Source organism: Herbaspirillum sp. WGmk3 (genome assembly GCF_023952535.1).
GTDB classification, from domain to species: Bacteria; Pseudomonadota; Gammaproteobacteria; order Burkholderiales; family Burkholderiaceae_D; genus Herbaspirillum; species Herbaspirillum huttiense.
On sequence record NZ_JAKYWT010000001.1, the window covers coordinates 476202 to 491140 of the forward strand.

Consider the following 14939-nt stretch of genomic DNA (forward strand, 5'->3'; position numbering starts at 1 on the left):
CATGTTGAACAGAATGAAGCTGCGTACCGGCCTGATGCTGGTACTGGGACTGTTGACGCTGGCGCTGTGGCTGGCTGCCGGCATGGCCTGGCAGGGTGCGCGCTCGGCCAGCCGCGCCACCGTCGCGCTGATCGAACTCTCGGACCGCCACATCCAGCCGCTGCATGACACCGAGCGCCTGTTCCTGAACACTCTGATCAACATGGACAATGCCTACATCAACCTGGTCAAGGGCGATGAAATCAAGTCCAACGACTACAGCCGGCGCGCCTCGGCAGCCCTGCAGGACGCACGCAAGGCCTTCGACGGCTATCGTCAGGGATTGACGCCATCGGCACTGGCGGAACCGGAAGCGGTGCGCGTTTCGGCTGCCTACGACAGCTACATCAAGGTATTGAACCTGCGCGAGGTCGCCCTCTATGACGTATCGCTGGAGGACTACGCCGCCGCCACCGTCAGCGCCGAAGCCGCCGACCGCGAATTCGCCGCCACGCTGCGCGCCGTGATCCAGCATGCGGAACAGGTGAAGGATGGCCTGCGCCTGGCCTCCGAACGCCGCTCGGACCAGGCCACACTGCTGGCGGTGGCCATGCTGGCGGCCTCGGTCCTGCTCATCGCGATCTGCTGGCTGCTGTTTGATCGTCTGCTCTTGCAGCCGCTCAAACGCGCAGCCGACCATTTCGACCGGATCGCCGATGGCGACCTGAGCCAGGCGGTGCAAGGCATCTCCGGCAATGAAATCGGCGTCCTGCTGGCGGCTCTGCGGCGCATGCAGCATGGCGTGGCCCTTACCGTGGGCGACATTCGCGAAGCGACCCGGGACCTGCATCACGGGGCCGCCGACATCGCCCAAGGCAACGGCGAACTGGCACAACGCACACAAGCGCAGGCCAGTACGCTGGAGACCACCGCCGCGACCCTGGAACGGCTCTCCGGTGCGGTGCGCAACAATGCACAAAATGCCGAGCGCACCAACGCGCTGGCCGCTGCTGCCGCCAGCGATGCGGAGCGCGGCGGACAGGTCATGAGCGGCATCGCCGGGGCGATGGCCCAGGTTACCGCCGGGGCGGGACGCATTTCCGACATCGTCAGCCTGATCGACGGCATCGCCTTTCAGACCAACATCCTGGCATTGAACGCCTCGGTCGAAGCTGCCCGTGCCGGCAGCCAGGGCCGGGGTTTCGCGGTCGTGGCATCGGAAGTGCGCTCGCTGGCACTGCGCAGCGCCGAGGCCGCTCGCGAAGTCAAGGACCTGATCGCCACCTCGATCGGTTCAGTCGACCAGGCTGCGCAACAGGTCAAGGAGGCCGACCAGGCCATCGTGCAGATCGTGCAGTCCTTCGGCAACGTCATGACCACCGTCAACGAAATTGCGATGGCAACGCGTGAGCAGGCCGAGGGGATTTCCCAGGTCAGCCTCAGCCTGGTCGAGATGGATCGCGCGACTCAGCAGAATGCTGCCCTGGTCGAACAGACCGCTGCCGCCGCCGATGCCCTGACCGAACGGGCGGCCACACTCACGGCGTCGGTGGCGGTGTTCACGCTGACCGCACCGGCAGCGGTGATGCTGGCCGACACGGACGGCAGTCCCGCTTTGCCACTTCCTCCGCTGGCCGCGTTGAGTCAATGAATTCACCCCGCATGACCGATAACAAGAGAAGGAGCGAACCCATGCCGTCTACCGGGGTCCTGGAAGAGCTGATTGAAGAAAGCTTCACTTCGGCCTTCAACCACCATGCTGCGGGTCGCCTGCAAGCTGCCGAGGAGGATTATCGCCTGGTCCTCGCCATGGAGGAGCAGTACGCCCCGGCCCAGCACTACCTGGGCGTACTGCTGCACCAGTGCGGACGGCATGAGGAAGGCCTGGCGCTGATGCACGAAGCCGCGCGCACCAGCCCGCCCGATGCCGCCTGGTGCAATGATCTGGGCAACGTCCTGTTCGCCTGCGGGCGCTTCGACCAGGCAGAGCTGGCCTACGGACAAGCCCTGACCTTGCACTCCGACGATGCCCAGCTGTGGACCAACCTGGCCGCCGCACGGCGCGCGCAGCACCAGCCGCAGGCCGCCATCGCCGCCTGCGAGCAGGCCCTGTTGCGAGATCCGCATTGCCTCCCTGCCTTGTACCAGCTGGCTGACCTCTACGCTGCGCTGGGCGACCGCATGCAGAGTTCGCGTTACCAGTGCCTGGCCTTTGTGCTGCCGCCGCATGAGGGCATGTCACGCGAGCTGCTGGCCATTTCCTTTTACTTCCTGGGACGGGTGGAAGAAGCGGCGGAAGTCTGCCGCCAATGGCTGCGGGAAGAGCCAGGCCACCCCATCGCCAGCCACATGCATGCGGCGTACGCGGGTCTGCCCAGCCACAGCGTGCCGCGCGATTACATCGTGCGTCGCTTCGACGAGTATGCCGATCACTTCGACAGCAACCTGGTCAGCCACCTGGACTATCGCGGACCGGAAGTGCTGGGCATGCTGCTCAACGCCTTCCTGTCGGAGATAACGCCAAGTACGGTGCTGGACGCCGGCTGCGGCACCGGGCTGTGTGCGCCGGTCCTCGCGCCTTACGCGCTGGCTCTGGAAGGCGTGGACCTCTCCCCCAACATGTTGCGTCATGCCGCGCAACACCCGCAGTACACGGCGCTGGAACAGGCGGACGTGGTGGAATGGATGGCAGCCCATCCGGCACGCTATGGCCTGATCGCCGCCTGTGACGTGCTGATCTACTGCGGGGAGCTGGCGTCCTTCTTCGCAGCGGCGCGATGCTCCCTGCAGCCGCAAGGCCATCTGATCTTCACGGTGGAACTGGCTGGCGAAGAACACGCCGCTCCCTACACGCTCCATCCCAGCGGCCGCTTCCGCCACCAGCGCAGTTATGTCGAACACTGCCTGCAAGCCGCGGGCCTGGAGGTGCTGCTGGTGCGCGAAGAAAGCCTGCGCGTCGAAATGCAGCAAGCCGTGCCGGGACTGGTGGTCCTGGCACGGGGGTGAACGATCGCGCCGGAGCGCCGGCGCGACTTGGCCGCGCTCAGCCGATGGCGCGAGCGATGGCCGGCAACATGTCCGACGGTTCCGGACGGCGGGTGTAGTCAGGATTGACTTCGGCATAAACGATCACGCCATCCGGCGCGATCACGTAGCGGGCCGGCATGGGCAGCGTCCAGCTGGCATCGCCATTGAAAGCGGGCAATTCATTCTTGAGCGAGCGATACAGCTCCACCAGATAGTCCGGCAAGGTGAAGCGCAGTCCGAAGGCGGCGGCTACCTCATTGCCCGCGTCCGAGAGGATGGGGAATTCCAGGCCGTTCTGGCGCGTCGCCTTGCGGCTGTTGGCCGGCAGCTGCGGCGAGATCGCCACCAGGCTGGCTCCGGCCTGCTGCAACTGCGGCAGGACTTCCTGCAGCGCCTGCAATTCCATATTGCAGTAAGGGCACCACACACCACGATAGAAACTCACCGCCAGCGGTCCTCGGGCCAGCAGCTCGGCGGACGAGACCGGCTTGCCGTCCGGATCGGCCAGCGTGAACTGCGGTGCACGGTCACCCGCCTTGAGCGCCCGTGCGGCCGCCCCTGATGCGATCAGTTCATCGGTGGCGCGCTGCATGGTGGCAATGACCGGTGCGGGTACGTTGTAGGGTGGCTTGCCGGCCACGAAGTCGGCTTTGAAGGCGTCCAGCTTGTCTTGCAGAGTCATGATGAGGCTCCTGTCATTGAGGTCGGTAAATGGGATAAGGCTGCTCGGCGGTGTTCCTCACCACCGATGCAGCGCATTCTGGTCCTCTGGTGACGGGAATGGCAGACAGGCAATGGCTATAATGCTTATTCCACTTTGGAATAAATGAGATCACTATGGATCGCTTGCTGGCCATGACGGCCTTTGTACGTGTCGTAGAGGCGGGATCGTTCTCGGCGGCGGCGCGGGTGCTGGGCGTGGGACAGCCGGCGGTCTCCAAGACCGTGGCGCAGCTGGAAGACAAGCTCAAGGTCAGGCTGCTGCTGCGCTCCACCCACGGTCTCACGCCGACCGAAGCGGGGATGCGTTTCTTCGAGCGCGCCCGCGTGGCCATCCAGGAAGCGGAGGAAGCCGAACTGGCCGCACGCGGTGCCGGCGCAGGCCTGGCCGGACGCTTGCGGGTTTCGGCCGCCCCCACCTTTGCGCGGCTGTTCGTGATTCCCTTCCTGCCGCTGTTTCTGGCACGTCATCCGGCACTGGAGGCGGACGTGATCCTGGATGACCGCACCATCGACCTGGTGGCCGAAGGCATCGACGTCTCGCTGCGCATGGGGAACCTGGCCGATTCCGCCAGCGTCGCGCGCAAACTGGCCACGACGCGGCGCTCGGTGCTGGCCACCCGCGCCTATCTGGAGCGGGTCCCGGCACCACGGGTACCGGCAGATCTGGCCAGGCACGAGACCCTGGTCTTGAGCCAATTGGACAATGTCTGGACCTTCACCCGTGCCAGTACCGCAGTCTCGGTCATGGTGCAGGGGCGGGTGCGTTTCAACGCCGCCGAGGGCATCCGCGCGGCCGTGCTGGCCGACATGGGTCTGGCCATTGCCTCTGACTGGATGTTCGCCCCTGAACTGGCGGCCGGCAGCGTGGTACGCGTCCTGGAAAAATGGACGCTGCCGGACATCGCCCTGTGGGCGGTCTTTCCCACCGGCAGGCTGGCCAGTGCCAAGGCGCGTGCCTTTGCTGATTTCGTCGAGGAGATCATGCTGCAGCAGCAGATCCTGACCTGAAGCACGCGTCGATCAAGGCGCGTGGCATGGATCCTGCATCGCATCGCGGCAAGCCTGCCGACCCAACCATGCCAGGACGGCAACGCAGGGGCACGAGCCATATCCACCGTGCAACACGGATGAAGAAAGTTTCACTTTTTGTCGCACTTTTAGACCAAGGTACAGTCGTACCGGCATCCGGCATGGCTTAGAATAGCCAAAGCTCACGACGTAATCGATTGGTACGCACCGGCTTGATGCGCGATGAATTCCCCCTTTTCGTCGCCCTGGACAGGCCGCCCAGGTGCGACATCTGAAAAGGAAACGTAATGACGCAGTCACCCAAAAACATCTCGGCCCTGATGTGTGAGCTCAGCGTGGCGCTGGCGGAATTGTCGGAGAAGATGAGCAATCTCTCGGTCACGCTGGAAAATTCCTACCTGGAATCCAACGCCCCGGAACCAGCCGCCCTCATGGAAGCGGCCCGCGAAACCATCGAGAAGGCGCGCGGCAGCTAAGCCCACGCCGCGCCCGCATCTCCCTGCAACTCACCTCATCCGGCAGCCGGATTCATTCCGGCCTGCCCGGCTAACCGGCCACCCAGCCACAGCAGCGGCCTCCCTCATCAAAAGTCATATTTCAGTTCGGCAAAGACCGTGCGCTGCGGGAAGGGATGGAACAGGAAGTAATCCCGGTTGGTCAGGTTGTCCACGCCCACCGCACCGCTCCAGTGGCGGTCGATGCGATAGCGCACGCGGGCATCGAACACGGTATAGCCATCGAAGCCCTGATAGGTGTGCGTGTTGATGTCGGTATTGTCGACGGTCGCGTAGACCCGCCCGCTGTAGCGCCCTGCCACCGTATAGGTCCAGCGGTCATCCGGCTTGTAGCTGGCCACCAGCGTGGCGCGCCATTCCGGCACGTAGGGCGTGCGCTTGCCCACCGAGGTCGCGCCCGCCGTGGTGGCGACATAGCCCTTGTTTTCCAGGATGCGGGCATCGACCCAGGTCACGCTGCCGTTCAGCGAGAAACCCCGTACCAGCAGATCGTTGCGCTCGAAGGCCGCCTCGATGCCACGCTGGCGGGTGCGATCCACGTTCTGCGTGAAGGAGGCGACACCGCTGCCGATGGTGGAACTCTGCGAAATCAGCGCATCCGACACCCGCTCTTCGAACAGCGAAACGCGCCACTTGCCCTGCCCTTCCTGCAACTGCTTTTCGATGGCCAGTTCGGTGGACCAGACCTTCTCGGGCTTCAGGTTGGGATTGGCCTGCAGATAGACGCCATTGAGCAGCACGTTCTGGTACAGCTCGCCCACGGTCGGGAAGCGCAGCGCGCGGCCGGTGGAGAGCGTGGCCACCCAGTCGTCCGCCAGGGCCCAGGCCAGCGAGGCTTTGGGCGAGAGTCCGCTGTGGCTGACCTCCGGCTGGTTCACCGCGAAGACGGTGCTGCCTGAGGTCGAGACATTGCGGCCATCGAAGGCACGCCACCATTCGTACCGTGCACCCAGCGTGGCCTTCAGGGAAGACGACAAGCGCCACACATCCTGTGCCCACAGCGCGGAAGTCTCGGTCTTGCCGCGCGAGTCGGAGGCCAGCGTGCCGTTGCCACCGCTGATCCAGTTGCTGGTGTTCCAGGTCGGCGTGGCCAGGGTGTAGCGATCCAGATGCGCACCAAAGCTGATGACCTGGGCACTGCCCTGTGGACGCCAGATGCCCTTGGCATCGACGGTGCTCCAGCCGGTGCCGCTGGCATCGGCGATGGTGCCGGCCCCGCCGCTCTGGCCCGCCGGGAAGGTGGCCGTCGAGGTGCGCGTCAGGTCACGCGACGCGGACAAGGTCGACGCCGCCAGTTGCCAGTCCCACTCGCCCCCGGTCTTGCTGCGCAATTCCAGCGATTGCATCCATTGCTGCTGGTCCACGTCGTTGCTGGAAAAGCCGCTGGTATAGGCCGTGGCGCCACTGGCGGTCTTCAGGAAACTCTGCGGATTGGCGCTGGCCTGGTTCTGCCAGAAGCCCAGGGTATAAGTGGCCGTGAGCGCCGGCGTGAAGTCGTAAGAAACCTTCAGCCGCGCCGTGTCCTGCACCGTATGGGTTAGATTGCCGGCGCCCAGCACATACAGGTTCTTGCCGGTACGATCCTGCGCCAGCACCGCGCCGGTAGTGCCGGCCGGCAGGCTGGTGGCGGTGATCCAGGTCACCGGCTGCGAGTAGCTGTCCAGATGATTGACCGAGAAGCGCCAGGCCAGCGCCCCGCTGCGATTGCCCAACCCGACGTTGTACTCCTGCGCGCGATAGGTACCGGACGCGCCGTACTGGCTGAAATCCTGCTGCGCATATTGCGCCTTGATGCTGGCCTCGAACTGCTGCGGCATGCGCGTGGTGATCTCGGTGACCGCACCGTAGGAATTGCCCGGATACTCCGCCGCAAACGGTCCATACATCACGTCGATGCGCTCGATCTCTTCCGGTGCCACCATGAACCAGCGCGGCGAGCCATTGCCATTGTTGTTGTTCACCAGCGCCGAGAGCAGGATGCCGTCGGCATAGATCAGGCTGCGCGCACTGGCGTTCACGCCCGTGGTGCGAGTGGCCAGCGGGGATTGCGTATCGCCGATGTAGCGCTTGCGCACCGAGAGGCTGGGCAGATACTTCAGCACATCCGAGCTGTCGGTGACGTTGATGCTGTTGGCAGCGGTATCGGCAGTGACGCTGGCCGTGGTCTGCGGCAGTTGCTTGCGCTCCGCGACCGAGCCACTGCTGCGCACTTCGATGGTGGGCAAGGTCGCGGCCTCGCTGCTGCCGTCACTGGCGGCGGCCTGCTGGGCCAGGGTGCTGCCGCTCCAGGCGCAGAGCACGGCCAGCAGCAAGGGATGCAGGCGAAGCGGACGGGAGACGGCAGAAGCCGGCGAAGACGGAGACAATGAGGAGCAAACAGGCAGCGTGTTCATGGCGAGGATGTCTGACTTTTCTTGGTGTTGTGAGGGAAGCGCGCGCAGCCGCACCCGCGACCGCCGTGACGTTCGCACTCCCTGTTTTTTCATCGGCGCAATCTATCACGCAGCCTGTGCGCTGCAATCCCGTGGCCGTGCTGCCGTCCGGCAAGAGCGGCTTGCGGATCCGAAGAAAGTCCTTTTGGCACAAGCAGTTAGCGGCAGCGAACAACAAAAAAAATGGGCTGCGACATATTGCCGCAGCCCGCAAATACAACAGAGAGGAGGTGTGATTGGACCCGATTTCCGTGCTCCGTCCCTTAATCCACATCAAACACGCTGCGCTGATCCTTGCCCTTTTACCTTCACGCACAACATCCGGTCACGCCACCAGAAGCCGCGGGTGAATTGCGCATCGCCACGCCTGCGCCGCCTTTTGCGGAAATAAAAAAATCCGGCTTCTTGCGCGAAGGCCGGATTTTTCATTCATCGATTCCAGAGATGAATCAGGTGCGCATCATCAACTGCCGCGATAAGTCGAATAAGCCCACGGCGACACCACCAGCGGCACATGATAGTTCTGCGAGGCATCGGCCACGCCGAAGGCAATCACCACTTCGTCGACGAAACGCGGTTCCGGCAGGCTCACGCCCTGTTCCGCAAAATAATCACCGGCCGCAAAGACCAGTTCGTACTTGCCGGGCTGCAGCGCCTCGCCTTCCAGCAGCGGCGCATCGCAACGGCCATCGCTGTTGGTGACGGCGTGCTTGAGCAGCGTCTTGCCGCCGCCAGTCACCGCGTAGAGCGCCAGCTTGACGCCCGCGCCGGGCTTGCCCTTGGTGATATCCAGCACGTGCGTGCTCAGTTTGCCCATATTGCTGTCCTTTCGCTGTGTAATGGATGAGTGAGGATGAGTAAGGATGAGTGATCGTGAGCGCCGATGATATACCGCCGCCCGCCAAACCCTATACGAGTGCGCTTATACCGGCCATCGATGCAGCGGACATAATGCCTTACCGCGCAGCCCCCTGCCAAACCGGAGCCGACATCCGGACCGCAGATACCAGCACGGGCCCGGCGCGGCAATCATCTAAATCATTTATATCAAACAACATCCATCACTGGAGGAGACACCATGCCCATTCCATCCCTGCGCCTGCACGGCACGCTCGCGGGCGTCCTGCTCATGGCCGGCGGCAGCGCACTGGCGGCCGACTGGGCCGACAACTCGATCGGCTACCGTTACGGCACGAAGTTTGCCGAGCCCTTCAATACGCAGGACATCAGCAAGAACATCGTCAACTTCCAGCATGCCAGCGGCTACAAGTTCGGCACCAATTTCCTCAACGTCGACCTGCTGATGTCGGACAGCAAGGATGACAATGCCCAGGAAGCCTATGTCACCTATCGCCATACGCTGGACATCGGCAAGATCAGCGGCCGTGACCTGTCCTTCGGACCGGCGCGCGGCGTCGGCCTGACGCTGGGCTTTGACTGGAACACCAAGAACGACAACAGCTATGCCTCGAAGAAACGCATGTGGGTGGTCGGCCCGACCCTGATGATGGATGTGCCGGGTTTTCTCAACGTGAGCGTGCTGGCCCTGTTCGAAAGCAACCAGCCCAAGGGCATCAGCAGCCGCTACACCTATGACACGCATCCGATGCTGAACCTGGCCTGGGGGATCCCGCTGGGCGGCAGCGGATGGGCCTTCGAGGGCTACCTGAACTACATCGCCGCCAAGGGCAGGAACGAGTTCGGCGGGTCGACTGCGCCCGAACTGAATTTCGACGGACAGCTCATGTACGACCTCGGCACGGCCATGGGACTGGGCAAGAACACCTTGCGCCTGGGTCTGGAATACCAGTACTGGCGCAACAAGTTCGGCAACCCGAGCAACGTGCCGGGCTCGCTGGCCAAAACGCCGATGGTGCGCGCCGAATATCACTTCTGATCGCCTCCGGCAGCGGGAAGCCGCCCGTTGCGCCAAGGAGTTGGCCGCTCCTGATTGAAAAAAATCGAGCTTCCGATACAAATTTCAATCTTCAAAAACTCCTGCAAAAAATCGAAATTTGCAGGAGTTCTTTTTTCCTCCCCGCTTCCTATACTCAGCCGGATCCGCTCCCGGCACGTCGCCATCGCCGGCCGGATTCCCCCTGACATCTGACCGCCAGCCCCCGTCCGGACGCGCATCCCGCTTTTTTCACAAAGCTTCATATCGTCCCGGACACCGCTCATCGCCAGCCCAGAGATTTCGCCACCCTTACTCTCGGAACCTGACATGAGCTTCATCAAGAGCAAAAAGCACCCCTCTTCCCCGCCCTCTCCTGCCTCATCCAGCTGCTGCCTGTCGGCGGCGCTGGCGGGCGTCCTGCTGCTGCCGGCAGTCACCGCCCAGGCCCAGTCCGCTGGCGGCAAACTGCCTTCGGTACAGGTCGATGCCGTCAAGGAATCGCCCTACAAGGCCGAGCAATCGGCCTCCCCCAAGTACACGCAGCCGCTGGTGGATACGCCGCAGACGCTGCAGGTCTTCAAGCGTCCGCTGATGGAACAGCAGGGTGCCACCACGCTCACCGAGGTGCTGCGCAATACGCCCGGCGTGGGCACCTTCTTCCTCGGCGAGAACGGCAGCACCAGTACCGGCGACACCATCTACATGCGCGGCTTCGACATCTCCAGCGCCATCTTCGTGGACAACGTGCGCGACCTTGGCGCGATCTCGCGCGACGTCTTCAACCTGCAGCAGGTGGAGGTCCTGAAGGGAGCCGCGGGCACCGACAACGGCCGGGGTTCTCCGACCGGCTCCGTCAACCTGGTCACCAAACAGCCTGAACTGGCCGATGCGGTCAGCGCCAGCGGCACCTATGGCAGCTGGAACCAGAAGCGCGCCACCGTCGACTGGAACAAGGTACTGAACCCCGATCAGGGCCTGGCGCTGCGCCTGAACCTGATGAAACAGCACAGCGGCGTACCAGGCCGCCACCAGGTGCACAGCAGCCGCGACGGCTTCGCGCCGTCGCTGGCCTGGGGATTGAACGGCCCCACCCGCATCCTCTTCAACTACGTGCACATGCAGCAGGACAACGTCCCCGAGGGCGGTGTAGTCACCCTGGGCCTGCCCGGCTATCGCTCGCCGGACCCGGCGCGTCCCTTCATTGGCGACGCGCCCAAGGTGAATCCGAGCAACTACTATGGCCACGTGGACGACTATGACCGGGTCAACGCCGACATGTACACCCTGCGGGTGCAGCACGACTTCTCGCCCACCCTGAAGCTGGAAAACAGCACCCGCTACGCCCGCACCGACCAGGATTACCGCCTGGCCTCCTTCATTGCCGCCGGCAGCGACCGGGGCAAGTACAAGTCCGGCATCCGCACGCCCTCGGCCACTGACCGCACCACCTGGCTACTGGCGCGCAACATCGTCACGCGGCGCGACCAGGCCAACGAGATCCTCAGCAACCAGACCCATGCCACGGCGCAGTTCAATACCGGCACGATCCGGCACACCCTGGTTGGCGGCCTGGAACTGACGCGCGAACGCCAGCATGCGCTGGCCTTCACGGTGGACGGATTCCGTCCCCCGGCCAACCTGTACCAGCCGAATCCCCGCTTCGACGAATCGGAAGTCAGCATCCAGGCCACCGGCCGCAACGAGGGCCAGATCGATACCGTCGCGCTGTACGTGCTGGACACGCTCAAGTTCGGCGAGCGCTGGTCACTGAACCTGGGCTTGCGCGAGGACCATTACCGCACCTCCTTCGACGGCATCGCCTCCGGCACCGCCACTGCACTGAAAACCTCGGGCAACCTGCTGAGCTGGAAGCTGGCGGCCGTCTTCAAGCCCACCAGCTACAGCAGCGTCTACGCCCTGCTGGCGAGTTCGCAGCAGCCGCCGGGCGGCAACAATCTCTCCCTCAGTGCCAGCCGCAGGAATCCCTCCCACCCCGACTACGCGCCACAAAAGACCCGTACCGCAGAAATCGGCACCAAGTGGGACCTGCTCGACCGCCGCCTGGCCGTCACCGGCGCGCTCTATCGCACCGACGTGCACAATGAGATCGAGCCGGGAACGCTGGCCGACACCTGGTTCCAGATCGGGGAGAAACGTACCGAAGGGGTGGAACTGGGCGTTACCGGCGAGCTCACCCGGGACATTTCGCTCACCGCCGGCTACAGCCGCATGAACAGCCGCGTCAACAAGGGACGCGTGGTCACCGCCAACGGCGAGAACTACCTGGCCTACGCACCGCGCCAGTCCCTGACCTCGTGGGCCACCTGGCGCGCGGCACCGGGCCTGGCGCTGGGCGGCGGCCTGCGCTATACCGACGGCCTGCTGCGCGGCACCGACAGCAATGCGCTGGGCACGCCCACCAGGACCGATGCCTACTGGCTGGTCGATGCCATGGCCAGCTATGCCATCAACAAGACCGTGGAACTGCAGTTCAACGTGACCAACCTGTTCAACAAGCAGTACGCCGCCGCGATCAACAAGAGCGGATACCGCTACACCCCGGGCGGTGCGCGTGCCTTCTCGCTGACCGGCAACTTCCGCTTCTGATCTCCTGCCCGGCGGTGGCGGCGTTCTGCCGCCACCGGTGAACTCTCCCACGCCATCCTCACGGCAGCGCACTGCCGTGAGGCTTCGTATTTTTTATGCAACAAATGCAGTTTCGACTTTCCTCTTCCGCCTTCCCGGATGCGGTGCGGCTTTGCGCGGGATGTTCTGAATGGAAGCCCAAGAGCAGACGATCAGGGAACAGAAATTTTTAGAATAAGAATCACTTTTATTTGGAACCGTGGCTATAATTGTAAAAATCTCGTAGCAATTTGAAACATTGCGATATCAACGAGATACAAAAACTACAATCTCGCCAGCCATTACGGCGGAGCCTGCCAGGTCTCACCAGACCATGCGATTGCCCGTTCGACTCATAGCCAGCCAAGAGAACTCTCAACATTTTCTCTCGGAACCCTGCCATGAGTTACATCAAGAGCCGCAAGCACGCGCAGCCTGCCTTTGCTTCGACCCGTCTGTCCGCCGCCGTTGCCGGTGCCCTGCTGCTGCCGGCCGTGGGCGTGCACGCACAGACCAGCACCGCCCTGCCCAAGGTCGAAGTGACCGCCACCCAGGAATCGGACTACAAGGCCGACAAGGCTTCCTCGGCCAAGTACAGCCAGCCGCTGGTCGACACCCCGCAGACCCTGACCGTGATCAAGAAGCAGCTGATCGACCAGCAGGGTGCCACCACGCTGACCGAAGCCCTGCGCAACAGCCCGGGCGTCGGGACTTTCTATCTCGGTGAAAACGGTACTACCAACACTGGCGACGCCATCTACATGCGCGGCTTCGACAGTTCCAGCGCGATCTTCGTGGACAACGTGCGCGACCTCGGCTCGATCTCGCGCGACATGTTCAACATCCAGCAAGTGGAAGTCCTGAAGGGCCCGGCGGGCACCGACAATGGCCGCGGCTCGCCGACCGGCTCGATCAACATGGTCACCAAGCAGGCCGAGATGAGCAACTTCTTCAATTCCTCGGCCACCTATGGCAGCTGGAACCAGAAGCGCGCCACCGCCGACTGGAACAAGGTGATCGATGAAGAGCGCGGCATCGCCATGCGCCTGAACGTGATGAAGCAGGACAGCGGCGTCCCCGGCCGCCATGAAGTCAAGAACGACCGCTGGGGCGTGGCGCCCTCGCTGGCCTTTGGCCTGAACAGCCCGACACGCGTATTCCTGAACTATCTGCACATCGACCAGGACAACGTGCCCGATGGCGGCGTGCCCACCATCGGCCTGCCGGGCTATACCTCGCCGGATGCCTCGCGCTCCTTCCTGAGCGGCGCGGCGCGGGTGAACTCGTCGAATTTCTACGGCCTGTCGGGCGACTACGACAAGGTGACCGCCGACATGTTCACGGCGCGCGTGGAGCATGACTTCTCGCAGAACGTCAAGCTGCAGAACACCACGCGCTATGCCAAGACCAGCCAGGATTACCTGCTGACCGCCTTCATGGGCACATCGGCCAACCTGGTCACGCCGTCGGCCAGCAATCCCTCGGCCTGGACCCTGTCGCGCTCCAACCCGACGCGCAAGGACCAGAGCAACGAAATCATCACCAACCAGACCAACATCACGGCCGATCTGCAATCCGGCAGCCTCAAGCACACGCTGGTGGGCGGTGTCGAGTTCACCCAGGAGAAGCAGCACGCGCTGTCCTTCACCCGCAGCGGCACGCTGTCGGTGGCCAACCTGTACAACCCGAATCCGAACGACGCCAAGACCTACACGATGACGGCCACCGGCTACAACGATGGCAAGACCGACACCGTCTCGGCCTATCTGTTCGACACCGTCAAGTTCAACGACCAGTGGTCGATCAACGCCGGCATCCGCGAGGACCATTACCGCACCACGTACTATTCCAACGCCGCCGGCACCATCACCAACCTGTCGACCTCGGGCAATCTGTTCAACTGGAAGCTGGCCGCAATCTACAAGCCGACCGACTACAGCAGCATCTATGCCCTGTACGCCACCTCGCAGCAGCCGCCGGGCGGCAGCAACTTTGCCCTGTCGGCCTCGGCCAACAGCGCGGCCAACAGCAACTACGCCCCGCAAAAGACCAAGACCTCCGAACTGGGCACCAAGTGGGATCTGATGAACAAGAAGCTGGCCCTCACGGCGGCCCTGTTCCACACCGAAGTGACCAATGAAGTCGAGCAGGATCCGACCTCGCTGCAGTACTTCCAGACCGGCAAGAAGACCGTGCAGGGTATCGAACTGGGCGTCACCGGTGACGTGACCAGCAACCTGTCGCTGGCAGCGGGCTACACCTGGATGGACACCAAAGTGAACAACGGTGCCATCACCACGGCCGCCGGCGAGAACAATCTTGCCTATACGCCGAAGCAGGCCTTCACTTCGTGGGCCACTTATCGCCTGCCGCAGGGCTTCACCGTCGGCGGTGGTGCACGTTACGTCAGTTCGCTGCTGCGCGGCACCGATGGTGCGGTCGGTACGCCCAAGTACGCCAACAGCTATTGGGTCTTCGATGGCATGGTTGGTTATATCGTGAACAAGAACGTTGATCTACAGCTCAATATCTACAATATTTTCGATAAAGACTACGTAGCGGCAATCAACAAGAGCGGCTATCGTTACACCCCAGGCACGCCGCGTTCGGTGGCGCTGACCGCCAACTTCAAGTTCTGATCCTGCCCCTGGCATTGAAGCCCTCACCGGGTGGGGTGCTCTGACTCGCAAGAGTTCGTGTCCCCTCCGGTGA

Annotated in this window: 12 protein-coding genes; 7 read left to right on the forward strand and 5 right to left on the reverse strand. The window is 63.3% G+C overall.

The window, feature by feature from the left end; genetic code table 11:
• Position 1 precedes the first annotated feature (1 nt).
• Entirely contained in the window at positions 2 to 1630 is a 1629-nt protein-coding gene (locus MKD49_RS01975) for a methyl-accepting chemotaxis protein (protein ID WP_252695302.1), read from the forward strand.
• Positions 1631 to 1671: 41 nt separating this feature from the next.
• Positions 1672 to 2985: a tetratricopeptide repeat protein gene (locus MKD49_RS01980; RefSeq protein ID WP_252695303.1), complete on the forward strand. Its 1314-nt coding sequence runs from the start codon at positions 1672 to 1674 to the stop codon at positions 2983 to 2985.
• A 37-nt stretch (positions 2986 to 3022) separates the two neighbouring features.
• Here MKD49_RS01980 and MKD49_RS01985 read toward each other — a convergent pair whose 3' ends face one another.
• A complete protein-coding gene (locus MKD49_RS01985; RefSeq protein ID WP_252695304.1) occupies positions 3023 to 3688 on the reverse strand; it encodes a peroxiredoxin-like family protein in 666 nt (221 codons plus the stop codon).
• Between the two features lie 155 nt (positions 3689 to 3843).
• Between MKD49_RS01985 and MKD49_RS01990 the strand changes: the two genes are divergently transcribed.
• Both MKD49_RS01990 and MKD49_RS01995 read left to right on the forward strand, forming a co-directional pair.
• Positions 3844 to 4737 (forward strand): LysR family transcriptional regulator, encoded by an 894-nt coding sequence (locus tag MKD49_RS01990; RefSeq protein ID WP_252695305.1) that lies wholly within the window; start codon positions 3844 to 3846, stop codon positions 4735 to 4737.
• A gap of 308 nt (positions 4738 to 5045) precedes the next feature.
• Positions 5046 to 5234: a hypothetical protein gene (locus MKD49_RS01995; protein WP_034333213.1), complete on the forward strand. Its 189-nt coding sequence runs from the start codon at positions 5046 to 5048 to the stop codon at positions 5232 to 5234.
• 107 nt (positions 5235 to 5341) lie between these two features.
• Here MKD49_RS01995 and MKD49_RS02000 read toward each other — a convergent pair whose 3' ends face one another.
• The 3 genes from MKD49_RS02000 to uraH all read right to left on the reverse strand — a co-directional run bounded on the left by MKD49_RS02000 (position 5342) and on the right by uraH (position 8522).
• Positions 5342 to 7666, reverse strand: coding sequence for a TonB-dependent receptor (locus tag MKD49_RS02000; protein ID WP_252695306.1), 2325 nt, complete (start codon positions 7664 to 7666; stop codon positions 5342 to 5344).
• Between the two features lie 312 nt (positions 7667 to 7978).
• The gene (locus MKD49_RS02005) at positions 7979 to 8134 is read right to left on the reverse strand and encodes a hypothetical protein (protein ID WP_158601279.1); all 156 of its coding nucleotides are present in this window, start codon (positions 8132 to 8134) and stop codon (positions 7979 to 7981) included.
• 34 nt (positions 8135 to 8168) lie between these two features.
• Positions 8169 to 8522 (reverse strand): hydroxyisourate hydrolase, encoded by a 354-nt coding sequence (gene uraH / locus MKD49_RS02010; RefSeq protein WP_034333215.1) that lies wholly within the window; start codon positions 8520 to 8522, stop codon positions 8169 to 8171.
• Between the two features lie 261 nt (positions 8523 to 8783).
• On the opposite strand from uraH, the gene MKD49_RS02015 reads away from it, so the two are divergent.
• Positions 8784 to 9602, forward strand: a complete 819-nt coding sequence (locus MKD49_RS02015) for an outer envelope protein (protein WP_371925422.1) — start codon at positions 8784 to 8786, stop codon at positions 9600 to 9602.
• Here MKD49_RS02015 and MKD49_RS02020 read toward each other — a convergent pair.
• Positions 9593 to 9931 carry a hypothetical protein gene (locus MKD49_RS02020; protein WP_252695307.1) on the reverse strand — a complete coding sequence of 113 codons (339 nt, stop codon included), beginning with the start codon at positions 9929 to 9931 and terminating at the stop codon, positions 9593 to 9595. The two genes, MKD49_RS02015 and MKD49_RS02020, sit on opposite strands and share 10 nt — an antisense overlap.
• Between MKD49_RS02020 and MKD49_RS02025 the strand changes: the two genes are divergently transcribed.
• A complete protein-coding gene (locus tag MKD49_RS02025; protein WP_252695308.1) occupies positions 9930 to 12209 on the forward strand; it encodes a catecholate siderophore receptor Fiu in 2280 nt (759 codons plus the stop codon). The two genes, MKD49_RS02020 and MKD49_RS02025, sit on opposite strands and share 2 nt — an antisense overlap.
• A 419-nt stretch (positions 12210 to 12628) precedes the next feature.
• Entirely contained in the window at positions 12629 to 14866 is a 2238-nt protein-coding gene (locus MKD49_RS02030; protein ID WP_252695309.1) for a catecholate siderophore receptor Fiu, read from the forward strand.
• Positions 14867 to 14939: the final 73 nt, after the last annotated feature.

What these genes read in the sequence shown, in the direction of transcription:
- MKD49_RS01995 (WP_034333213.1), top strand. Translation starts at nt 5,046, where the DNA reads ATGACGCAGTCACCCAAAAACATCTCGGCCCTGATGTGTGAGCTCAGC.
- MKD49_RS01990 (WP_252695305.1), top strand. Translation starts at nt 3,844, where the DNA reads ATGGATCGCTTGCTGGCCATGACGGCCTTTGTACGTGTCGTAGAGGCG.
- MKD49_RS02030 (WP_252695309.1), top strand. Translation starts at nt 12,629, where the DNA reads ATGAGTTACATCAAGAGCCGCAAGCACGCGCAGCCTGCCTTTGCTTCG.
- MKD49_RS01975 (WP_252695302.1), top strand. Translation starts at nt 2, where the DNA reads ATGTTGAACAGAATGAAGCTGCGTACCGGCCTGATGCTGGTACTGGGA.
- MKD49_RS02025 (WP_252695308.1), top strand. Translation starts at nt 9,930, where the DNA reads ATGAGCTTCATCAAGAGCAAAAAGCACCCCTCTTCCCCGCCCTCTCCT.
- MKD49_RS02020 (WP_252695307.1), bottom strand. Translation starts at nt 9,931, where the DNA reads ATGTCAGGTTCCGAGAGTAAGGGTGGCGAAATCTCTGGGCTGGCGATG.
- MKD49_RS02005 (WP_158601279.1), bottom strand. Translation starts at nt 8,134, where the DNA reads ATGAAAAATCCGGCCTTCGCGCAAGAAGCCGGATTTTTTTATTTCCGC.
- MKD49_RS02015 (WP_371925422.1), top strand. Translation starts at nt 8,784, where the DNA reads ATGCCCATTCCATCCCTGCGCCTGCACGGCACGCTCGCGGGCGTCCTG.
- MKD49_RS01985 (WP_252695304.1), bottom strand. Translation starts at nt 3,688, where the DNA reads ATGACTCTGCAAGACAAGCTGGACGCCTTCAAAGCCGACTTCGTGGCC.
- MKD49_RS01980 (WP_252695303.1), top strand. Translation starts at nt 1,672, where the DNA reads ATGCCGTCTACCGGGGTCCTGGAAGAGCTGATTGAAGAAAGCTTCACT.
- MKD49_RS02000 (WP_252695306.1), bottom strand. Translation starts at nt 7,666, where the DNA reads ATGAACACGCTGCCTGTTTGCTCCTCATTGTCTCCGTCTTCGCCGGCT.
- uraH (WP_034333215.1), bottom strand. Translation starts at nt 8,522, where the DNA reads ATGGGCAAACTGAGCACGCACGTGCTGGATATCACCAAGGGCAAGCCC.